Consider the following 19,380-nt stretch of genomic DNA (forward strand, 5'->3'; position numbering starts at 1 on the left):
CGTCAGACCTCGATCGATTCGCCGACCGCGAGGGCGGCGTACGTGCCACCGCCCGCACCCACCACCCTTGCCATGATGTCGTTGGCCATCTGTTGCCCAGCCTCCGACAGCGTCTCGTCGTGGAGGTTGAAGGCCCTGGCCGGCCGGAGTCGGGAGATCCAGTCGATGGACTCCGCGATCTTGTGCCAGGGCCCGCCGATCGGGACGGCGACCGTCGCGCACGGCTGGTCGGGCACGGTGTAGGAGTCGCCGGGGTGGTAGAGATCGCCGTTCACGACGACTCCCACGTTTGTCGACGCGGGGAACGTCGGATGGATGGCGGCGTGCTCACCGCCGACGAACCGAAGATCGAAGGGCCCAGTGTCGGCGGAGTCGCCGGCCGCTATGACCACGACGGGAAGGTCGGGTGCCGCCTCGGCGAGGGCGCGCGTGCCGAAGATCTTCACGTCGGGATTCCGCGCCCTGATCGCGGTCAGGTGCTCGTGCGTCCAGTGATCGGCGTGCTCGTGCGTGACGACGACGGCCTCGATCTCACCCTCGGCCGCAGTCGAGGAGAACATGCCGGGGTCGATGACCAGTCTGCGGCCGTCGATGTCGACCGTGAGATGGGCGTGATGGCGCTTGGTGATCCTCACGCCACGATACGGTACCACGCAGCGGTAACCCTTTGGTTACTCCCGACCTTCTCGCCGCGGACCGCGTCGCTGTCCGCCGGGAGCGAGGCCGGCGAGGTGGACGTAACCAAACGGTTGACACTCGCCGCACCCTCATGGTTGTCTCTGCTGAGTCCTCCCGCGATCCGTCGTGCGTCGGCGCGGCGGTCGGCTGGGACCGTCCAATCAGAGAGGTCAGGCAATGGCGCCTGAAGTGTGGTCGATCGTCGTGCTGGTCGCCTTCTTTGCGCTCGGCACGATCGTGCGCATCAACCTGGGCGCGCTCGCGCTCATCTCCACGTTCCTGGTCGGCACGCTTCTCGCCGGTCTGGAGGTCGAGGAGCTGCTCGCGTTCTTCCCCACCGATCTGTTCGTGATCATCGTGGGAACGACGCTCCTGCTCGGTGTGGCGCAGATGAACGGCACGGTGGACTGGATCATGCGAGTCTGCATCCAGGCAGTGCGCGGCCGGGTGGCGTTCCTGCCATGGGTCCTGTTCCTGATCAGCGCTCTCATGTCGACGCTAGGCCCGGGCGCCGTCCCGTTGCTGGCGGGCATCGGTGCGAAGTTCATCGTCCGGTACGAGCTGAGGCCGGTCCTGATCGGACTCATGGTCGTCCACGGCGCCCAGGCGGGGGCGTTCTCGCCGGTCACGCCCTACGGCGTCATCGTGAACGGCCTCATGGAGCGGTTCGGGCTCCAACAGCAGCCGTGGCTGCTGTACGCCCTTGTGCTCGTGTTCAACACGTTGGTGTCGTTGGTGGGGTTCCGGGTGTTCGGCGGAGCAGACATCCTGCGACGCCGGGACGAGCTCGACGAGGAGTCCGACGAAGCCGCCGTGGCCAGCACGTCTCCGGCCGAGGGCTCGGCGGGGATGAGGACCGACGCCAAGGGAGACCTCGCCGGCGGCGGCACGAGTGTTCACCAGGGCGGGAGCAGCATCTCGATGCGTACGGACGCAGGCACCGTCACGTCGGAACGGTCGCCGATCCCCCGACCGACGTTGCCGCAGATCGCCACGATGGCCGCGTTGGTCCTGTTCATCATCGTGGTGACCGCACTGCAGACCGACCTCGGGTTCACCGCGCTCATCATCGCGATCGTCCTGCTCCTGCTGTCGTCGGGGGACGTACGTAGCCAGGCGATCAACTTCGTCGCGTGGCCTACGCTCCTGCTGGTGTGCGGCGTGCTCACGTACGTCGGGCTGCTGCAGGCCAACGGGACGATCGAGTTCGTCGCGGACACGGTGGCGCGGGTCGGGAGCCCGTTGCTGGCCGTCCTGCTGACGTGTTACATCGCGGCGGCCGTGTCCTCGGTGGCGTCGTCGCTGGGGATCATCGGGATCCTCGTCCCGCTGGTCCTCCCCTTCCTGCAGAGCGGCGACGTCAGCGTCATCGGCACCGTTGCCGCGGTCGCGATCTGCGCCACGATCGTCGACGTCAGCCCGTTCTCGACCTACGGCGCGATGGTCCTCGCGAACTCGCACGGTGTGGACGTGAAGGTCTACGAACGTAAGCTCCTCGGCTACACCGGCGTCCTCATCCTCGTGGCGCCGGTCGCGAGCTGGGCGCTGCTGGTGCTGCCGGACTGGCTGCCATGAGAGCGTGCTGGCGCCGCTGAGACCGGTCCGCGCCACCTACATGTGTAGGGTGTGGGATCGACATGACAACGCAGCGCGCGACGCCACGAAAAGACGCCACACCGGATGATCGGGTTCATCGTGAACGTGGCCGACTCCGCCGCGAAGAGATCCTCCTTGAGGCCGTGAACCAGTTCAGCACGCGGGGTCTCGATACGGTACGCGTCGAGGACATCGCGACGGCGGTCGGCTGCAACAAGTCGCTCGTCTACTACTACTTCGGCAGCAAGGACGGCTTGCGGGACGCCGTCATGCGGAAGCTGATGGACATCATCCAGGAGATCTGGACCGAACTCCGTTCCCAGACCTTTGCGGACTGGGCGCGCTATATCACCGAATGGCCCCGGAACAACCCCAACATTTCGTGGCTGCGCCTCATAGCACGGGAAGGACTCTCGGACACCGGGCGTGTGTTGCTCGAGGAAGAGCGCACACGCGCGCTCGGCGAAGGCACCCGGGTCGTCGTGCGTGCTCAGGGCGCCGGTGAAGTTGACTCGGAGCTTGATCCCGAGCTCGTTGCGCTCCTCATCCTGTTCCTCACCACAGGCCCCGTCACCGCCCCCCAGATGGTGCGCATGCTCACCGGCGACACCCCGGACAGCGATCGCTTCCACGAGCGATACAGCGCGTTCATCGACACTCTCGTACAGCGACTGGCTCCGGGTTCGGCGAACTGACGATCAGGCCTCGCGCGCTACTCCGACGAGCCTCGCGCTCGCGTCCCAGAACGAGTCGACGAGGGCGTGGTCGTACTGCTGCGGGTTGACCCGCCGTGGCAGCTTGCGGTTCTCGTAGTACTGGCCGGACCGCCACGTCGTCCCCGGGGTGCCGTCGATCGCCCAGACAAGGTTCTCGCCACCCTTACCGGCGCTGACGAGAGCGAGCCGCCGCAACGGGCTGCGATACACGAATCGCATGAAGCTCGTGGTGTCGGCGGCGAAGTTCGTCGCGACGTTGCCGGGGTGCAGCGCGACCGAGCTGATGCCTTCGGAGTGGTAGCGGGCGTGCAGGCCCTTGGTGAAGAGAATGTTCGCGAGCTTCGCGTCGCCGTAGGCCTTGTTCGGGGTGTAGTCACGGGCGTTGTCGAGGTCGTCGAGGTCGATGCGCCCGAAGATGTGGGAGCCCACGCTCGAGGTGTTGACGACGACCCCGTCGCTCGCGTGCAACCGGTCCAGCAGCAGGTGCGTGAGCAGGAATGGCGCAAGGTGGTTGACCTGGAAGGTCAGCTCGTGGCCGTCTTCGGTGAGGGTGCGGTCGCCGAAGATGCCGCCGGCGTTGTTCGCGAGCACGTCGATACGCGCGGTGCGCTTCCGCAGCTCGTCGGCGAGGCGGCGCACCTCGTCGAGGCGCGCGAAGTCGGCGACGAGATGGTCGGCGCCGATCCGGCCGGCCACGGCCGCGGTCTTCTCCGGCGAGCGGCCGACGACGATGACGGTGTCACCGCCCTCGACGAGGAGCTCAGCTGCTGCCGCGCCGATGCCGTCCGAGGCACCGGTGACGACGATCGTGCGGTCAGTCATGGTGTCCTTGTGCCTCGGCGGACACCGGCCCCCACTCGTTCCAGGTCGCGAGCCGCTGCTGGTACAGGTCGCTGACCAGCGGCAGTGGGGCGGTGCCGAAGAAGACGCGCAGGGGCGGCTGCTCGGCGTCGACGACCTTCAGGAGCGCGGGGCCGGCGGCGACCGGGTCGCCGATGTACGACGCCGGGATGTGCTGCTGCTGCTCGGCGAGGGCCTGGCGGAGTCCGTCGTACTGGGGCTGGGGTGTGGTGTGGACGGCGCTGCTGCCGCTCCAGTCGGTGGCATAGCCGCCCGGCTCGACGAGGGTGACCTTGATGCCGAAGGGGGCGACCTCCTGCGCCAGCGACTCCGTAAGGCCTTCGAGAGCCCACTTCGAGGCGTGGTAGCCGCCGAGGTTCGGGAAGGCGGCGATGCCGCCGATCGTGGAGATCTGGACGATGTGTCCGGCGCCCTGCTCGCGCAGGATCGGGAGGACGGCCTGGGTCACGTGCAGCACGCCGAAGAGGTTGACCTCGAACTGGTCGCGCAGCTGCTCGACGGTGAGCTCCTCGATCGGGCCGAAGAGGCCGTAGCCGGCGTTGTTCACGACGACGTCGAGTGCGCCGAGCTTGGCCTTGGCGTCAGCCACCGCCTGGAACACGGCGTCCCGATCGGTCACGTCGAGCTGCAGCGGCAGCACCGCGTCGCCGTACTGCTCGCGGAGGTCGGCGAGGGCGTCGGTGTTCCGGGCGGTCGCCGCGACGCGGTCGCCGCGATCGAGCGCTGCCTTGGTGAACTCCCGGCCGAATCCTCGGCCCGCTCCTGTGATGAACCATGCCTTCGGCATTTCGTCTCCTTTCGACTACGGACAGCATATGTCGGTAGTGACATGCCATGTCAACCGCGCGGTTGAGATAATGTGGGACGATGACATCAGCCGTGCCGATCGAGACGTTCCGGGAGCGCAAGCGCCGCGCAGTGCAGGCCGAACTCGTCGCCGTCGCTCAGGAACTGTTCGTCCGGAACGGGTATGAGGCCACGACGGTCGAGCAGATCGCTGCTGGTGTCGGCATGTCGGTACGGACGTTCTTCCGCTATTTCCCGAGCAAGGAGGCACTCGTCCTCGGCAAGTACGAGCAGCTCGGCGATGAGCTGGCCGGACGTTTCGGCTCACGTCCGACGCGCGAACCCGTCTGGGTCTCGCTGCGGCGGATGTTCGACTACGTCATCGAGTACGCGGCGCAGGATGGCTCCCCCGAGCGTATGCGGGAGATCGACCGCATCGTCAACAGCACGGAGAGCCTCCGCGCCGCGTACCTCGAGCGGATGGAGCGCGTCCAGGCCCGGATCGCGGAGCTGGTCGCCGCGCGGCTCCCGGAGGACGCCGTGAGCGGACAGGACCGGGATGCGGCCGCCGCGGCAGTCGTCGCTGCCGCCTTCGCCTGTATGACTGCGGCGAGCACGCGAGCCACGGCGACCGACATTCCACTGGACACGGCACTCGACGAGGCGATGCGCGCCGTCAGCTCAGCGTCCGCCGGCATCGCACCTACGTCTCCGTAGTACAGCCTGGAAGCGGAAGACTCATGCTCGCGTGACCGGCAGCTCGGTGAGCTGGTTGATGAAGTTCGACCAGCCACGCTTCGGAGCGCCGTTCGAGCGGAGGCGGATGCCGGCGGCGCGCAGCTCCTCGAAGAGGATCTGAACCTCGAGCTTCGCGAGATATGAGCCGATGCACCGATGAATCCCACTGCCGAAGGCGAGGGTTGCCGTCTCCGTCCGCCACGGATTGAAGGTGTCGGGCTCGGCGAAGACCGACGGGTCCCGATTGGCCGCGACGAAGTAGAGAACGACTGCGTCGCCCTGAAGCACCTGCGTGCCCGCCACCTCCACGTCGCGAGTGGCCAGGCGAGCCATCTGCATTGCAGGGGTGATGAGGCGGATGAACTCGTCCGCCAGCTTCCCGCTGAGCCCCTCGTCAACCGCTCGGTCGGTAGCAGCTCGGATGTCCTCGTTCTCGAGAATCATCCGCATCGACTGGCCGATCGCCGTGTGCGTCGTCTCGAAACCCGCTGTCAGGATCAAGAGCGTCCACTGAAGGAACTCCGGCTGTGTGATGCCGCCAGCATCCGCGATTCTGCCGAGCGCGGTGAACATGTCATCCGCGGGTTCCTTCCGCTTGCGCTCCTGCATGTCGGCGCAGTACGCCTCGATCTCCTCCTGGACGCGCTGGACCGCCGCGATCTGGGCGGCCATGCCGTCCTCGGTCTGCTGGCCGGCCGCGAAAAGCCTGTTCGTCCAGTCGACAATGCGCTGTCGATCTTGGCGGGGACAGCCGAGCACTCTGCCGATCACATAGGCCGGAATGGTCCGAGCGAACTTCTCGACGTAGTCGAACTCCGTCAGCGACTCGACGTCGGCGATGACTTCGCGGACGATCTCCCGGATCCACGGGTCAAAGTTCGCGACGACGCGCGGCCCGAATCCCGCCGCGGCCGAGCGGCGAAGGCCAGTGTGACGCGGGGGGTCGTTGAACATGAGGTTGTCGCTCATCGGCGCCGGGGCCGGGAACGGGAAGATCAGGGGGTAGGAGACGCCGTGCGTTGACGTGAAGGCGCTGTGGTTCCTCTCGATGGCGACGATGTCCTCGAAGCGCGTCACGGCCCAGTATCCGCCGCGCGCCGGCGACGTCTCGGTTGGCTGCCAGTACAGGCCATCGCGCTCCCGAAGCAGACGGAACCCGTCATAGGGGACCGCGTCGACGAACGTCCGCGGGTCGCTCAGGTCAGGAATGACATCTTCGATGACTGTCGATCCGGCCATTTCTTCCTCCTTGAATGAGTGACTCGGATGAAGCAGGGCATCCCCAATCGGAAGCCCACTCTGCTTCGCTGCAGATGAACGTGTGCCCCAGGCGAGCCGTGTTAGACGCTACAAGAGCACCCGGGTCAGGGTCAACCATTTGGTTGACCGGTCGTAGGCGTCGGACGAGAGCGCGGTCGCGACCACCTGGTACTGCAACGGCACTTGCGGTAGTGGACCATGGTGCGTGCTGATGGATCTGGTGGCGGTGGAGCTTGATCGTTTGCATGGTCGGGTCGCGTGCCGGTTCGGGCGGGCCCTCGGACTCCTACCGCGCCGGCCGTGACGGGTGAGCGAGCACAAAATCGCGGAGCAGCCGGGCGGTCTCTTGTGCGAACTCCACCGTGATTCCGTGGCGCGCCCGCGGAATCACCTCCAGCCTCGCTCCAGGGATCATGTCGGCGATCTTCTGTCCGGTCTCGGGGCGGGCCGCGGGATCGTCCTCGCCGTAGATGAGCAGGGTCGGCGCCGCGATCTCGGGCAGGCGTTCGGTGACGTCGAAGCCTGGGATCGCGGCCAGCCGCCGCGCATCTGCCTCGGGCGAGCGCTGGACCAGTATCGACCGGAGCTCGGCCACCATGCTGTCGTCCTCCTGCCCGCGTTCGGACAGGGCGAAGGCGAGCATCTGCGCGTCGCGCTGCGACGGTGACAGCTCGACGATCTCGGAGGCCACGGGTGCTTGCAGGGCCGAGGCGTCGGAGAAGGTGGCGCCGACGGTCAGCGACTGCACGACGTCGGGCACCGATACCGCGACCTGCAGGGCGATGAAGCCGCCGAACGAGGACCCGAAGATGTGGGCTCGTTCGTACCCGAGTCCCCTGATGAGAGCAGCGCAGTCCTCGGCCAGGTCAGGGATGCCGTACGGGTCGGGCGGATTGACCGACGCCCCGGAGTCGCGCTGGTCGTAGGCGATCGCACGGATGCCGTCGCCGAGCAAGGGCCGGAACCTGTCGTACTGGATGTGGGTGCTTTCGCCGCCGTGCAGCAGGATGACCGGCTCACCGTCGCCGGACTCCGCGTAGGCGATCTCGATCTCGCCGATCCTTACCGTCTTCAGCGCAGTGGGCACAGGACTCTCCTTCTTAAAGCGGCTTGTTGTTGCTTTAAAACTAGCCTCGATCCGACCTCTCGTCCAGGGTTAAAGCAACGAACTGTTGCTATAGTAGCGATGCCGGTGCCGACTTGGCCCGGCGCAGACCAACGAGGAGACGTGATGAAGGTTCTGATCAGTGGTGCAGGAGCGGCTGGGCTGTGTGCGGGCATCGACCTCGCGCAGGCAGGGCACACGGTGGAGATCGTGGAGCGGGCGAACCATCTGCGCGTGAACGGCTCGCCGATCGATGTGCGCGGCGACGCGCTCGACACCGCGCGCGACATGGGAATCCTGGACGCGGTGCACGAACAGCGGATCCCGATGACCGAGCAGACGATGTTCGTCGACCGGTCCGGCACGCCCGTCGCGCCCTTGGTGACGCAGGAGATCAACGACACCCCGGAGGACGTCGAGCTCCCCCGCGAGGACCTCATGACCATCCTGCGGCAGGCCCTGCCCGAGCAGGTCGACCTGCGCTTCGAGGAGTCCGTCGTGACGCTGGACGACGACGGGGACCGGGTGGCGGTCACCTTCGCCTCCGGCCGCGAGGCCGCCTACGACATCGTCGTCGGCGCCGACGGGGTGCACTCGGCGGTGCGCCGGCTGGTGTTCGGCCCCGAGAAGGAGTTCAGCGAGCCCCTCGGGGTGTACGTCGCGATCGCGGATGCACCCGGCCAAGTGACACCCGGTGACGTCCGCGTGACGGAGATCCTCAACCTGCCGGGGCGCTTCGCCGGCGTGGCGCGCTACCGCGACAAGGCGCTGGCTCTCTTCGAGTTCCGGTCCGACCCGATCGACTACGACCACCACGACCTGGCCGCGCAGAAGCGCATCCTCACCGAGGCCTTCGCGGGAGTCGAGGACTGGAAGGTACCCGAGCTGATCGAGGCGGCCCAGCGGGACCCCGAGCTCTACTTCGACACGATCGCCCAGATCCACATGCCGACCTGGCACCAGGGGCGGGTCGTGCTGATCGGGGACGCCGCGCACTGCGCGACCCCGATGGCCGGCCGCGGCACCTCGCTGGCACTGCTCGGGGCGTGGGCGCTGGCCGAGGAGCTCGGTCGCCACGGCGACAACCTCGAGGCGGCCTTCAGCGCCTACGAGCGGCGCCAGCGCCCCCACGCGGCGGCGGCCCAGGAGTTCGCTCGCGGCGGGGTCGACCTCGTGGTCCCGGCCACCTGGGAGGCCATCGAGGCGCGCAACACCCGGCTGCGCGCGGCGCAGCCGCTGTAGGCTGCCGTCCGTGGCTGAGGACGGACCCGAACGAGAGCCGGCCCGCCGTCCGGGCGGGCGCACCGCACGGGTTCGGCGCAAGATTCTCCAGGCCGCCGCCGAGCTGATCGCCCGCGACGGGATCGGCGGCCTGCGCTACGACCAGGTCGCCGAGCTCGCCGGGGTCAACAAGACCAGCGTCTACCGCAACTGGCCCGACCGCACGACGCTGGTCGCCGACGCGCTCGCCGCCTTCGGTGCCGACGCCGCGCCATTGCACGACTCGGGCGACATCGACACCGACCTCGTCGACTTCCTCGAGGCCCTCGCCACCGTGACGGCGAGCCCGGAAGGCCGGGCGCTGCTGACCGTGGTGGCCTCGGCGCGGGAGGACCCCGAGCTTCGGGCCATCGTCGACGAGGTGTTCGACCGGCGGCTGGCAAGCCTGCGGGCCCGTCTGCAGACCGCCGTCGAGCGCGGAGAGCTGCCCGCGGTAGACCTCTCCTTTCTCGGCACGATGCTCGCCGGGCCCGTCCAGCTCTTCGTCGGCCGCGGTGCCCGCACGTTCACCCGCGCCGACGCGCAGCGGGTGAGCGCGATCGTGCTCGCCGGCGTGCGAGCCACCGCCGCCGACGGCGCCCCGGCCGCCGGCGACGACCCACCGTGGAGCGCGTTCGACGCGGAATGAGGGGCGGTGGTGCGGTGGTCCTGGATATCGGCCGTGGGGCGACGGATCTCCCCGCCGAACGCGGAACTGTTGCTCGGGCTTCCGGTAGCAGAGCCAGACCAGCTCTGTGAGTCTCCGCGCCGGGTCCGCCGCTCCCGCGGCAGGGCCGGAGGCGGCCGACCGCTCTAGCTGTTCCAGACGGGGGCAGCGGCCCCAGGCCGGTCGGGGGTCTTGTCCCAGAACAGAGGAGCGCGCTCGATCCCGATCGGGAACACCATCCGCTTCACGGGGCCGAGCGGGCTGCCATAGACGCGGTCCTCCCAAGGCCCGTCGAGCGGGAGCCGGATGTCGGGTCCGCCCGCGGGGTTCGGCCCGGCCTTGATGAGCAGAGACGCGGTGCGCGCGAGCGAATACTTGGTCGTCGACCCCGCACCGGTCCGCAAACGCTTGGTCAGGCCGCGGATCGCGGCCGCCGCGATCTGATACCCGGTGGCGAGATCCAGGCCCTCCACGGGGGTGTGGCGTGGCCGCGAGGCGTCGACGTCGTGCCCGTTGACCTGGAGCGGCACACGACGCGACGGGTCGGCGAGCGCCCATTCCTGCGTCGCGTTGGCCAGGCCGACACTGAACTGCACCACGGTGTCGAAGCCACGGCGCATGCTCCAGGGCCCCTCCCAGCCGTACGCACGGAGGGCGACCTCGACGAGGTCCGGGTTGAGTCGGCGGCGCTCCTCCTCCGGAACGAAACCGTCGATCGCGCCCGGACGATAGCCGTGCACGAGCACGTCCGCCTCGGCGAGTAGGCGCCTGAACTGCTCGACACCCTCCGGCGTCTTCAGGTCGAGGAAGGCCCACCGTTTGCCCAGCAGCAAGTCGTAGCCGAGCGGGATGTGGCGCGACTCCTCGGAACCGGGTGCATCGATCCGGAGCACCTCGGCCCCGAGAGCGGCGAGAAACCGGGTGCCGGTCGGGCCGGCGACGACGCGCGTCAGATCGAGCACCTTGATGCCCGAGAGCGGGCGGCCCGGCGTGGGTCGCCAACCACTTCCCTCCGCGGCGAACTCGGTCACCGCGGCCAGGGGTTCGGCATCCACTGCCGCTCCGGCAGGATGCGCGAACCACTCGTCAGGGGTGCGGCTCGCCGCGACGACGCACCCGACGTCCACGAGCTCCTGCTCGATCTCGTCGACGGCGCGCTCGCGCACGACGGCTGCGACGGCGTCGATGTCGTCCTCCACGCCGAGTGCCTTGACGACGCGCTCACGGTTGGCCGGGAAGCCGTGCAGCCGCAGCCAGCGCCCATCCGCGGTCGCGATCTCCGTGTGGAACGGAGGGATGTGAAACGGGTGCGGCGGCGGTGGGTTCAGCAGGCGCGACGGTCCGGGGGGCAGCAGGAACCATCCGCTGCTGAGCACGCGGTCGACCTCTACCGCGGATGCGGGCGCTCCGCCGGCCTCGAGCAGCTCGCTCACGGCGGCGCCGGCAACGCCGAACGCGGCGGCGGCGAGATCGGTCTGCGCGAAGGCACCGGGCATCGAGCCCTCACCGGTGAAGGTGACCCGCTCGGCGACGGAGGCGTCACCTCCGAGCGCCGCCCACATCTCGGACAGGAAGGTGTGAGCGAGGGGCTGAGTCGTCACTGACATGGCTGTTACCTCTTCATTCGATGGTCGGACGGCCGGGATCGCCCGACCGGTCACGGGTGCTGCCCTGCATCGACCACCAGCCGTCGAGGAGCGCGCGGAGCACTCCGACGAAGGCCAGCGGCTGCTCGAGCATGGGATTGTGGCCGGCCTCCGGCACGGTGGTCACAACGGCACGGGCCGGGGTGAGCTGCCGCATCTCCGCCGCGGCCTCGGGCGTGACCAGCCCGTGGTCGGTGCGCACGATCGCGAGCGGCACGCGCAGGTCCGGCAGGAGGCGGCGCAACGGGATACGACGGATGCCGTAGCTGTCCGCACGCTTCCAGCGCCAGGCGTCGCCGTCCCACCTGAGTGAGGCTTCGGCGACATGCCGCTGGAGAGCCGGGTCCACCTCGAGGCCCCCGCGGGAGGCCACGGGGGCGAACTGCGCGATCCCGTCCTCGAGGGTCGCGAACCGCTCACTGGGCTTCTCCCGTCCCGGCCACTCCCCGTCGTTGAACCGGACGTCGACGGTCGCGACACCCGAAAGGGCGTCGCCGAGCTCGACGGCGGCAGTCACCGCGGGCAGGCCACCCATGCTGTGCCCGATGACGATCGGACGCTCGATCCCGTCGTCACGGATCACCGTCGCGAGTTCCCTCGCCCATTGCTCGGTGTCGTACTCGGGGCGCCAGGCGCTGTCACCGTGCCCTGTGAGGTCGGGGGCGAGCACGCGATAGCCGCCCAGGAGCGGGGCGATGTGGTCCCACCACCGGGCATGGGCCAGACCTCCGTGCACGAGCACCACGCCAGGAGCGCCCACAGGGCCCCACGCGCGGTACCTCACCGCCGCACCCTCGACGTCGACGGTCCGCTCGTCGGGTCGAACGGCGAGCGCACGGCGCAGCCACTCAGGCCCGGTCGACTCGGTCATCGACGCCTCACGCGGCGGCGAACCGCACGAGGGTGACCTCGTCGCTGGCGTCGTCCCAGGTCGCGGTGACGCGCATGTCCACCTTCGCGTCCTCCGGCGCGATGTCGAGCCGCACCGTGAACACGGGACCGTCGTCGGTCTTCACGCGTCCCACGACGTAGGGGATCTCGTCCTTCTTGCTCGGATCGAGCGCACGGTGGTACACGATGTAGCTCCACAGCACGCCGTTGGGTGAGATCTCGGTCCAGGCCTGGTTGGTCGACCAGCACCGGGGGCAGATCTCCAAGGCCGGGTAGCGCAGGTAACCGCAGTCCAGGCACTTCTGAGCGGTCAGGACGTGACGCTTCGACGCCTCCCAGAATCCGGCCGTCAGCGGCAGGTCGGTGGCGGGCAGATTCGGGTTGTCACTCACGGGTTCACTCCGATGATCGATGCGGCGCTCTTGAGGAAGGTCATCGTCGAGCAGTACAGGGCCAGCTCCGCTCCGGGCACCTGGCGGTCGGGCTCGACCGTGCCGCGGAGCTGACGCACGGCCTCGACCATGTGCAGCCAGCCCCACATGTAGCTCTCCGACAGCTGACCGCCGTTCGTGTTCAACGGCAGGTCGCCGCCGGGACGGATGTGCCCCTCGGCCGCCCAGGCCGCGCCCTCCCCTTCCGGTGCGAAGCCGTAGGCCTCGACCATCTGGAGGTTCCAGACGGCCGTGGGGTTCTGGATGTACAGCACGTCGATGTCGGACGGCGTGAACCCGGTGTTCTTCCAGATCTCCGCCGCGGTGCCCTTGATGTTCGGGCGCATGAGGAAGTCGTCGAAGGTATCGCCGGCGACCTCGGTGTTCTCGGCGATGCCGAGCACGTAGACCGGATTGTTCGGGTAGTCCTTCGCCCGCTCCGCGGAGGTCACGATCAGCGCGACCGCGCCGTCCGAGATCATCGTGACGTCCTCGCGACGCAGTGGCTCGACCAGGTACGGCTTGGCCAGGTAGTCGTCGATCGTCATCGGCTCCTGGAAGATCGCGAGCGGATTGCGCTGCGCCCATTCCCGCTCGGAGACGGCGAACCAGCCGAAGTCCTCCTCCTTGGTCCCGTACAACGCCTTGTGGCGCTGCAGCGCGAGGGCCGCTGGACCGGCGACATGCACGAAGCCGGACGCGCTCTCCAGCGACGGGGCCGCCGCCGAGAAGTTGAACTTGCCCGATCGGGCGTTGGCGCCATAGACGAGCACGACCGTCTCGGCGAGTCCGGAGAGAATCGCCTGGGTCGCCAGGTGCAGCGAGTAGTTGCAGGTGCCGTAGTCGAGCGTCTGCGCGTACTTCGGGCTCAGCCCGAACAGCGGGCCCACCTGGATGTCGACGTTGTTGCCCTGAACCGACTTGCAGGTGATCAGCCCGTCGAGCTGATCCTTGGTGAGCTGTGCGTCGGTCAAGGCCGCCTGGATGGCCTCGATCGAGAGTTGCTCGGCTGTCTTGCCGGGGAACGTGCCCTGGTCGGAATGACCGACACCGACGATCGCGACCTTGCCGCGGATGTCCGCTGTCATTTCTCTCCCTGTTCTGAGTCTTCTGAAGTCCGTGGTTTCGGCTGCGTCAGCCCTGTGTCCGCTGGGTGCGACACGACCGCCCGCTCGACGAGCGACGCGATCTCGTCCGTGTCGTAGCCGAGTTCGCCGAGCACCTCGAGCGTGTCCTCGCCGATCCGCGGACCGTTGCGACGGATGCGGTCCGGACCGCCCTCGTCGAAGGCGACCGCCCAGCCACGCTGGCGTTCGGTGCCGCCGCCCGGGGCGGGCACCTCCTGCCACCACCCGCGCGAGCGCAGATACGGATCATCGAGCAGCTGCTCGCCGCTGCGCACCGGCACCGCCATGACGCCCGCCGCCCGCAGTCTCGCGGAGGCATCCGCGTCGGAGCGGGATGCCGACCACCGCTCGGCCGTCGCTTTCACCAGCGCGGCGCGTGCCGCGTCGTCGCCGGCACCGGAGAGGTCGGCACCGACGACGGATGCGACCAGCTCGAGCTCCTCCGGAGAACGCAGCGAGATCGCGACCCACGCGTCGTCCCCCGAGCTGGGCGTCAGCCACTCGATGCTGTCGGGGGTGCCGTTGCCGGTGGGCACCGGATTCTGGCCGGTCAGGGAGGTGCGCAGCACCTGGTCACCGATCAAGGTGGTGACGGTCTCACGCTGGGACAGGTCGAGCCAGCGCGCCTGACCGTCACGACGAGACGCCAGCACGGCCGCGATGATGAGGGCCGGTCCGAGCGAGTTCGCCGTCTGGTCCGGGTAGTTGATGCGCGCGCTCGACCAGATCGGGCTGTCGCCGTCGTACCCGGAGTACGACATGACGCCGCCGAGAGCGTCCAGGGTCAGGCCGAACGAGGTGAAGTCGCTGCTCGGACCGGTCACGCCCTGGCTCGAGATCGAGGCCAGCACGATATCGGGTCGGACCGCGACCAGGTCGCGGAACCCGAGGCCGAGGCGCTCGACCACGCCCCGGCGGAAGTTCTCGGCGACGACGTCGCTCGTGGCGACGATCCGCCGCACGACCTCCAGCCCGTCAGGGGTCTTGAGGTCGACGGCGATGGCGCGCTTGTTGCGGTTGGCAGTGCGGAACGGCGGAAAGGCGACGTCGTCGCCGATGTCGCCGCCCATGCCGCCGCGGTAGAGGTCGGGGCGGGTGACGCCCTCGATCTTGATCACCTCGGCGCCGAAGTCGGCCAGCACCTGGGTGGCTCCGGCCCCGGCCGTCACGATGGTGAGGTCCGCGATGCGCAGACCGTCCAGCATCCCGCTCATGCGACGGCGTCCTCGAGACGGAAGACCTGCCACGATGCGTCCGGGAGCAGTCCGGCGCCCACACCCGGCACCTCGACCGGCTCGAAGAAGCCCCGCGAGACGTACTGCGGCGATTCGAGGAGGTCGGTGACGGTGGCCACGTACCCAGCGGGGATCCCGTGGGCCTGAGTGGCGTGGTAGAGGTCCTTCTTCGACATGGTTCTGGTCGTCTCCTCGATCAGGGCGACGAGCCGCGCCTGGTTCTGGATCCGGCCCTGAGGGGTGTCGAACGCCTCGTCGTCGAGCCGGCTGTCGCCGATGATCTTTTTCATGACGCCCCAGTCCCGGGGGACGTAGAAGGCGGCGAAGTGCCCGTCCCGGCAGCGCAGAACCAGTGCACCGTTGTCTTCACCGCGGAGCTCCCGGCGGAGCCCTGCCTGCGAGAACGTGGCGATCTTCCACTCGGCGTGCGCCGCGGCCTCGAACTCGGAGGTCGTGAACCGTGCGCCCTGACCCGTCCGTTCGCGAGCGAAGAGACCGATCATCACGCCGTCGAGTGTGAGCAGCGCCGCGATCGACTGCAGCGGGTGGCCGCCGAGCCGCACCGGCTCGTGGTCCAGGTCGCCGATGAGCCGCATGAAGCCGCTCGCCGCCTGAAGTGCCAGCTCGCTGGAGGGGAGGCCCGCGGACTCGTCGTTCTCGCCCCAGGGACTGATGCGGCCGATGATCGCTGTGGGCGCCAGCTCCTCGAGGCGATCGGCGGAGAAGCCGCGTGCGCTCCACTCGGCAGCGGTGCCGGCCACGAGGATCACATCGGCGGAGCGCAAACGCTCATGAAGGTCCCCGCGCGCGGTCGCGTCGTCCAGGTCGACGTCGACGCGTGTCTTGCCGTCGCGAAGCCAGAGGCCCAGCGTAGAGGTGCGCTGCGCACCATCGCCGACGAAGGGTCCGCTCTCGTCGAGGACGTGCGCTTCCCCGGCAACCGCTACCTGCGTGACCTGCGCTCCCAGCTTGAGCAGGAGGCGTCCGCAGATCGCGGTCGACACGGACTCGCCGAGCTCGACCACCCGGAGCGTTCCGGGCAACAGCGCCGAATTTCGGGGGACGCTCGCGTCCCCGTGTGCACGATTGGTCATAGACGTGTCCCTCGGCCTCAGCGGCCCTGGCCGGGGCCGCGCTCGCCCGCGAGGAACCTGGTCACGCCCTGCGCCGCCTCAGGGGCCTGCGCTCGGATGCTGCCGACGATCAGGCTGCTGTAGTCCTGGGCCTCGTCCCACGTCATCGACTGCACACGGTGGTACGCGCGCTTGGAGATGTCGAGGCTGAAGGCGTTGAAGGCGGCGATGTGCTCGGCGAGCGCGATTGCCTCGTCGAGCAGCTCGGCATCCGGCACGACCTGGTTGACCAGGGCCATCCGGAAGGCAGTCTGCGCATCGGCACGCCGTGAGGTGAAGATGAGCTCCGCGGCGTGCTTGGGAGCTATCCGCTTGATCGAGGCCGGCCCCGCCTGCATCGGCCAGCTGCCGAACCCCTGCTCCGGCATGGCGATCTGCGCGGACTCGGCGGCGATGGCGAGCTCGCACGTGTTGATGAGCGTCGACCCGCCACCGAGAGCGTATCCGTTGACCGCGGCGATGAAGACGGCGCGGTGCGCTCGGATGTCGGCCTGCACCTGGGTCCAGGGGTGCAGAACCTGGGTGCCGTTGGACTTGGTGTACTCGTCCATGCGGCCCGTGTTCTCCGCCGAGAGGTCAACGCCGGCGCAGAACGACGGACCGGTGCCGGTGAGCACGACGACCTTCTTGTCGGCGACTTCCACGAGTGCCTCGCGCAACCGCTTCATCGAGTCCACGCTCATCGCGTTGCGTTTCTCGGGACGGTTGATCGTGAGGACGGCGTAGTCGCCGCGGTCGTCGACGAGCACGAGCTGGTCGTACGGCGTCACGGCGCTGTCGGTGGAGTGCGACATGGGAATCCCTCTCGGGTCGGACGGCGACTGGACGCGACCCTGCCTCTGACGAGGCCATGCCGTCGCGTCGTTGGAGTCGGCGTGGGTGGTGACATGAACGGTAGGCACGACAACGCTCAGTGTCAACCGTTTGGTTGATACAGGGCCTTCCCTCGCACAAAGTGGGCTACCGTTGGCCGATGACCGACCCAGCCACCACGCGACTTGCCCTCACAACCAGGGAGCGGATCCTCCGCGCGGCCATGGAGGAGTTCGCCGAGCACGGCTTCTCCGGCGCCCGGATCAACCGCATTGCTGAGGCCGCGAACGTGAACAAGCAGCTGATCTACCACTACTTCGACAGCAAGGACGGCATCTACGCCGCAGTGCTGGGCGAGATGCTGACGTACATGCACGACTCGGTCGACGCCACATCGGACATCCGAGAGCTGATGCGGCGGCAGATCGGTGACCCGGCGGCGCGGCGCGCGTGGTCACGCATGGTCGCCTGGGAGGGCCTCGCCGGCGATCGGCCGGTGATCTCTGCCCCCGAACGCCAGGAATCGATCCACCGACAGGTGCAGGCGATCATGCGCCTGCAGCGCGAAGGTCAGCTCGCGACGGACATCGACCCCCGATTCGCCCTCGCCACCATCTACGCAGTAAGCACCGCGCCGTACGTGATCCCGCAGCTCATCGACTTCTGCCTCGGGCCGGAAGCCTCGGATTCCGAGGACACGATGGCAGCCTGGGCCGACATGATCACGCGGCTGTTCACGCGGCGCGCCCCCGCCGTTCCTGAACGGGGAGAACCAACCGCGGAGTAACCAAACGGTTGACGACCGTTCCGTCGCGGGAGTACGTTGCTCATCACACCGGGCGACGACGCTCGTGGTGAAGACAAGGGCGGTCCCATGACGATTGCAGACCCGCGGGTTGCCACCCGCTTTCCCGAGTTCGACCCCGAGCAGCGCTACGGGATGATCATCGACGGCGAGCACGTCCAGGCCGCAGACGGTCAGACCTACCGCTGCGTCGACCCGTTCGAAGACGCCGAGTGGGGCTACGTCCCCGTCGCCCGGGCCGCCGACGTCGACCGCGCCGTGCGCGCCGCGCGCGCGGCCTTCCCCGCGTGGTCCGCGACGTCGCCCTTCGCACGACTCGAGCTGTTCCGACGCTGGGCACAGCTCATCCGCGAGCACTCGTCGGAGCTGGCGCGGCTGCAGGTGCATGAGAACGGCAAGACGATCTCCGAGATGAACATGGTAGGTGGGGCGCTTGCGCAGGGCGCCGAGTTCTGCGCCAACTACGCGCTCGCACTGCACGGCGAGACGGTCACACCGATCATGCCGGGGCACACCGCGTGGACGGAGCGCGTCCCGATCGGCGTCGTCGCCGCGATCGCCCCGTGGAACAACCCGCTCGGCCTGCTCCAGTGGAAGCTGTTCGGTGCGCTGGCGTCCGGCAACACGATCGTCGTCAAGCCGTCCGAGGTGACGCCGGTGTCCACCATCCGGTTGATCGAGCTCGCGCTGGAGGCCGGATTCCCGCCCGGCGTCGTCAACGTGGTGACCGGGGCCGGGGCCACCGGTGCAGCCCTGGTCGAGCATCCCGGCATCGACAAGGTGGCGTTCACCGGGTCGACCGCGACGGGCCGGTCCATTGCACAGGCGATCGCACCCCGTCTCATCCGGGCGACCCTCGAGCTCGGCGGCAAGGGCGCCAACATCGTCTTCGAGGACGCCGATCTCGACCGCGCCGCCGAGGGCGTGCTCACCGGAATCATCGCCGGGACCGGCCAGGCCTGCAACGCCGGCTCGCGCATCCTGATCCAGAGCAGCGTCCGCGACGAGGTGCTTGCCCGGCTCGAGAAGCTCCTCTCGCGCGTCGTGATCGGCGACCCGCTGGAGCCCACCACCCAGGTCGGACCCCTCGCCTCACGTCCCCAGTACAAGAAGGTGACCGGCTACTTCGACATCGCCGACGGCGAGGACGACACCTCGCTCATCGTGGGCGGCCGCTGCGGCACCGATGTTCCCGGCGTCACCGGCGGCTTGTTCGTCGAGCCGTCCTTGTACGCGACTCCGGACCGCGCGTCGCGGCTGCGACGCGAGGAGATCTTCGGGCCGGTTGGTTCCGTCATCGTGTTCGACACCGAGGACGAGGCCGTCGAGATCGCCAACGACACCGAGTTCGGTCTGGTCGGCGGCCTCTGGACTCGAGACCTGGACCGGGCGCGGCGCGTCTCGCGGCAGATCGACACCGGCGTGGTCTGGGTCAACACCTGGCGCGCCTTCAGCCCCAACGTCCCCTTCGGCGGCCGCAAGGTCAGCGGGCTCGGGCACGAGATGGGGCTCGACGTCTTCGAGGAGTACACGGAGCCGAAGGCCTACTGGCACGGCCCTGACAACTCCTGACCGCTTCCATACACCCCATCCGCCAGTATCTCCATCACCCCATTGAGACAAGGGAGTCTC

The 19,380-nt window shown here is 68.6% G+C and carries 19 protein-coding genes; 7 read left to right on the forward strand and 12 right to left on the reverse strand.

Going from position 1 to position 19,380, the window contains the following annotated elements; genetic code table 11:
- Positions 1–2 precede the first annotated feature (2 nt).
- Positions 3–635, reverse strand: a complete 633-nt coding sequence (locus tag AC0QU1_RS17385) for an MBL fold metallo-hydrolase (protein WP_483571022.1) — start codon at positions 633–635, stop codon at positions 3–5.
- A gap of 220 nt (positions 636–855) precedes the next feature.
- Between AC0QU1_RS17385 and AC0QU1_RS17390 the strand changes: the two genes are divergently transcribed.
- Positions 856–2,253: an SLC13 family permease gene (locus tag AC0QU1_RS17390; RefSeq protein ID WP_483571023.1), complete on the forward strand. Its 1,398-nt coding sequence runs from the start codon at positions 856–858 to the stop codon at positions 2,251–2,253.
- Positions 2,254–2,315: 62 nt separating this feature from the next.
- Positions 2,316–2,969: a TetR/AcrR family transcriptional regulator gene (locus AC0QU1_RS17395; protein ID WP_483571025.1), complete on the forward strand. Its 654-nt coding sequence runs from the start codon at positions 2,316–2,318 to the stop codon at positions 2,967–2,969.
- A gap of 3 nt (positions 2,970–2,972) precedes the next feature.
- Here the strand turns inward: AC0QU1_RS17395 and AC0QU1_RS17400 are convergent, their stop codons facing one another.
- Together AC0QU1_RS17400 and AC0QU1_RS17405 are read right to left on the reverse strand one after the other, a co-directional pair.
- A complete protein-coding gene (locus tag AC0QU1_RS17400; protein ID WP_483571027.1) occupies positions 2,973–3,812 on the reverse strand; it encodes an SDR family NAD(P)-dependent oxidoreductase in 840 nt (279 codons plus the stop codon).
- On the reverse strand, positions 3,805–4,638 hold the full coding sequence (locus AC0QU1_RS17405) for an SDR family oxidoreductase (RefSeq protein WP_483571028.1): 834 nt from the start codon (positions 4,636–4,638) through the stop codon (positions 3,805–3,807). The genes AC0QU1_RS17400 and AC0QU1_RS17405 overlap by 8 nt, the downstream gene beginning before the upstream one ends.
- Positions 4,639–4,718: 80 nt before the next feature.
- On the opposite strand from AC0QU1_RS17405, the gene AC0QU1_RS17410 reads away from it, so the two are divergent.
- Positions 4,719–5,354 carry a TetR family transcriptional regulator gene (locus AC0QU1_RS17410; RefSeq protein ID WP_483571029.1) on the forward strand — a complete coding sequence of 212 codons (636 nt, stop codon included), beginning with the start codon at positions 4,719–4,721 and terminating at the stop codon, positions 5,352–5,354.
- Between the two features lie 21 nt (positions 5,355–5,375).
- Here AC0QU1_RS17410 and AC0QU1_RS17415 read toward each other — a convergent pair whose 3' ends face one another.
- Positions 5,376–6,614 carry a cytochrome P450 gene (locus AC0QU1_RS17415; protein ID WP_483571031.1) on the reverse strand — a complete coding sequence of 413 codons (1,239 nt, stop codon included), beginning with the start codon at positions 6,612–6,614 and terminating at the stop codon, positions 5,376–5,378.
- Between the two features lie 307 nt (positions 6,615–6,921).
- Complete coding sequence (locus tag AC0QU1_RS17420) at positions 6,922–7,722, reverse strand: alpha/beta fold hydrolase (protein ID WP_483571032.1); 801 nt, start codon at positions 7,720–7,722, stop codon at positions 6,922–6,924.
- A gap of 144 nt (positions 7,723–7,866) precedes the next feature.
- Between AC0QU1_RS17420 and AC0QU1_RS17425 the strand changes: the two genes are divergently transcribed.
- Entirely contained in the window at positions 7,867–8,982 is a 1,116-nt protein-coding gene (locus tag AC0QU1_RS17425; protein WP_483571033.1) for an FAD-dependent monooxygenase, read from the forward strand.
- A 10-nt stretch (positions 8,983–8,992) separates the two neighbouring features.
- Positions 8,993–9,649 (forward strand): TetR-like C-terminal domain-containing protein, encoded by a 657-nt coding sequence (locus tag AC0QU1_RS17430; protein WP_483571035.1) that lies wholly within the window; start codon positions 8,993–8,995, stop codon positions 9,647–9,649.
- 164 nt (positions 9,650–9,813) lie between these two features.
- Here the strand turns inward: AC0QU1_RS17430 and AC0QU1_RS17435 are convergent, their stop codons facing one another.
- From AC0QU1_RS17435 to AC0QU1_RS17465, 7 genes are read right to left on the reverse strand one after another with little or no spacing between them, the layout of a single operon-like run.
- On the reverse strand, positions 9,814–11,274 hold the full coding sequence (locus AC0QU1_RS17435) for a CoA transferase (protein WP_483571036.1): 1,461 nt from the start codon (positions 11,272–11,274) through the stop codon (positions 9,814–9,816).
- A gap of 13 nt (positions 11,275–11,287) precedes the next feature.
- Entirely contained in the window at positions 11,288–12,184 is an 897-nt protein-coding gene (locus AC0QU1_RS17440) for an alpha/beta fold hydrolase (protein ID WP_483571037.1), read from the reverse strand.
- Positions 12,185–12,191: 7 nt separating this feature from the next.
- Entirely contained in the window at positions 12,192–12,596 is a 405-nt protein-coding gene (locus AC0QU1_RS17445) for a Zn-ribbon domain-containing OB-fold protein (RefSeq protein WP_483571038.1), read from the reverse strand.
- On the reverse strand, positions 12,593–13,723 hold the full coding sequence (locus AC0QU1_RS17450) for a thiolase family protein (protein ID WP_483571040.1): 1,131 nt from the start codon (positions 13,721–13,723) through the stop codon (positions 12,593–12,595). Before AC0QU1_RS17450 ends, AC0QU1_RS17445 begins: the two co-directional genes overlap by 4 nt.
- Positions 13,720–14,976 (reverse strand): CaiB/BaiF CoA transferase family protein, encoded by a 1,257-nt coding sequence (locus AC0QU1_RS17455; RefSeq protein WP_483571041.1) that lies wholly within the window; start codon positions 14,974–14,976, stop codon positions 13,720–13,722. Before AC0QU1_RS17455 ends, AC0QU1_RS17450 begins: the two co-directional genes overlap by 4 nt.
- A complete protein-coding gene (locus tag AC0QU1_RS17460) occupies positions 14,973–16,091 on the reverse strand; it encodes a CoA transferase (RefSeq protein ID WP_483571042.1) in 1,119 nt (372 codons plus the stop codon). The genes AC0QU1_RS17455 and AC0QU1_RS17460 overlap by 4 nt, the downstream gene beginning before the upstream one ends.
- 17 nt (positions 16,092–16,108) lie before the next feature.
- Positions 16,109–16,924 carry an enoyl-CoA hydratase/isomerase family protein gene (locus AC0QU1_RS17465; RefSeq protein WP_483571043.1) on the reverse strand — a complete coding sequence of 272 codons (816 nt, stop codon included), beginning with the start codon at positions 16,922–16,924 and terminating at the stop codon, positions 16,109–16,111.
- Positions 16,925–17,103: 179 nt separating this feature from the next.
- Here AC0QU1_RS17465 and AC0QU1_RS17470 point away from each other — a divergent pair, with 179 nt between their 5' ends.
- Both AC0QU1_RS17470 and AC0QU1_RS17475 read left to right on the forward strand, forming a co-directional pair.
- Positions 17,104–17,730 (forward strand): TetR/AcrR family transcriptional regulator, encoded by a 627-nt coding sequence (locus AC0QU1_RS17470; RefSeq protein WP_483571045.1) that lies wholly within the window; start codon positions 17,104–17,106, stop codon positions 17,728–17,730.
- A gap of 87 nt (positions 17,731–17,817) precedes the next feature.
- Positions 17,818–19,320 (forward strand): aldehyde dehydrogenase family protein, encoded by a 1,503-nt coding sequence (locus AC0QU1_RS17475; protein ID WP_483571046.1) that lies wholly within the window; start codon positions 17,818–17,820, stop codon positions 19,318–19,320.
- Positions 19,321–19,380: the final 60 nt, after the last annotated feature.

The organism is Promicromonospora noduliphila (assembly GCF_056951025.1).

Excerpts from the sequence above, each read along its gene's own strand:
- AC0QU1_RS17460 (WP_483571042.1), bottom strand. The coding sequence starts at position 16,091 with ATGACCAATCGTGCACACGGGGACGCGAGCGTCCCCCGAAATTCGGCG.
- AC0QU1_RS17440 (WP_483571037.1), bottom strand. The coding sequence starts at position 12,184 with ATGACCGAGTCGACCGGGCCTGAGTGGCTGCGCCGTGCGCTCGCCGTT.
- AC0QU1_RS17415 (WP_483571031.1), bottom strand. The coding sequence starts at position 6,614 with ATGGCCGGATCGACAGTCATCGAAGATGTCATTCCTGACCTGAGCGAC.
- AC0QU1_RS17390 (WP_483571023.1), top strand. The coding sequence starts at position 856 with ATGGCGCCTGAAGTGTGGTCGATCGTCGTGCTGGTCGCCTTCTTTGCG.
- AC0QU1_RS17475 (WP_483571046.1), top strand. The coding sequence starts at position 17,818 with ATGACGATTGCAGACCCGCGGGTTGCCACCCGCTTTCCCGAGTTCGAC.
- AC0QU1_RS17400 (WP_483571027.1), bottom strand. The coding sequence starts at position 3,812 with ATGACTGACCGCACGATCGTCGTCACCGGTGCCTCGGACGGCATCGGC.
- AC0QU1_RS17395 (WP_483571025.1), top strand. The coding sequence starts at position 2,316 with ATGACAACGCAGCGCGCGACGCCACGAAAAGACGCCACACCGGATGAT.
- AC0QU1_RS17465 (WP_483571043.1), bottom strand. The coding sequence starts at position 16,924 with ATGTCGCACTCCACCGACAGCGCCGTGACGCCGTACGACCAGCTCGTG.
- AC0QU1_RS17470 (WP_483571045.1), top strand. The coding sequence starts at position 17,104 with ATGACCGACCCAGCCACCACGCGACTTGCCCTCACAACCAGGGAGCGG.
- AC0QU1_RS17425 (WP_483571033.1), top strand. The coding sequence starts at position 7,867 with ATGAAGGTTCTGATCAGTGGTGCAGGAGCGGCTGGGCTGTGTGCGGGC.
- AC0QU1_RS17410 (WP_483571029.1), top strand. The coding sequence starts at position 4,719 with ATGACATCAGCCGTGCCGATCGAGACGTTCCGGGAGCGCAAGCGCCGC.
- AC0QU1_RS17455 (WP_483571041.1), bottom strand. The coding sequence starts at position 14,976 with ATGAGCGGGATGCTGGACGGTCTGCGCATCGCGGACCTCACCATCGTG.
- AC0QU1_RS17435 (WP_483571036.1), bottom strand. The coding sequence starts at position 11,274 with ATGTCAGTGACGACTCAGCCCCTCGCTCACACCTTCCTGTCCGAGATG.
- AC0QU1_RS17450 (WP_483571040.1), bottom strand. The coding sequence starts at position 13,723 with ATGACAGCGGACATCCGCGGCAAGGTCGCGATCGTCGGTGTCGGTCAT.
- AC0QU1_RS17405 (WP_483571028.1), bottom strand. The coding sequence starts at position 4,638 with ATGCCGAAGGCATGGTTCATCACAGGAGCGGGCCGAGGATTCGGCCGG.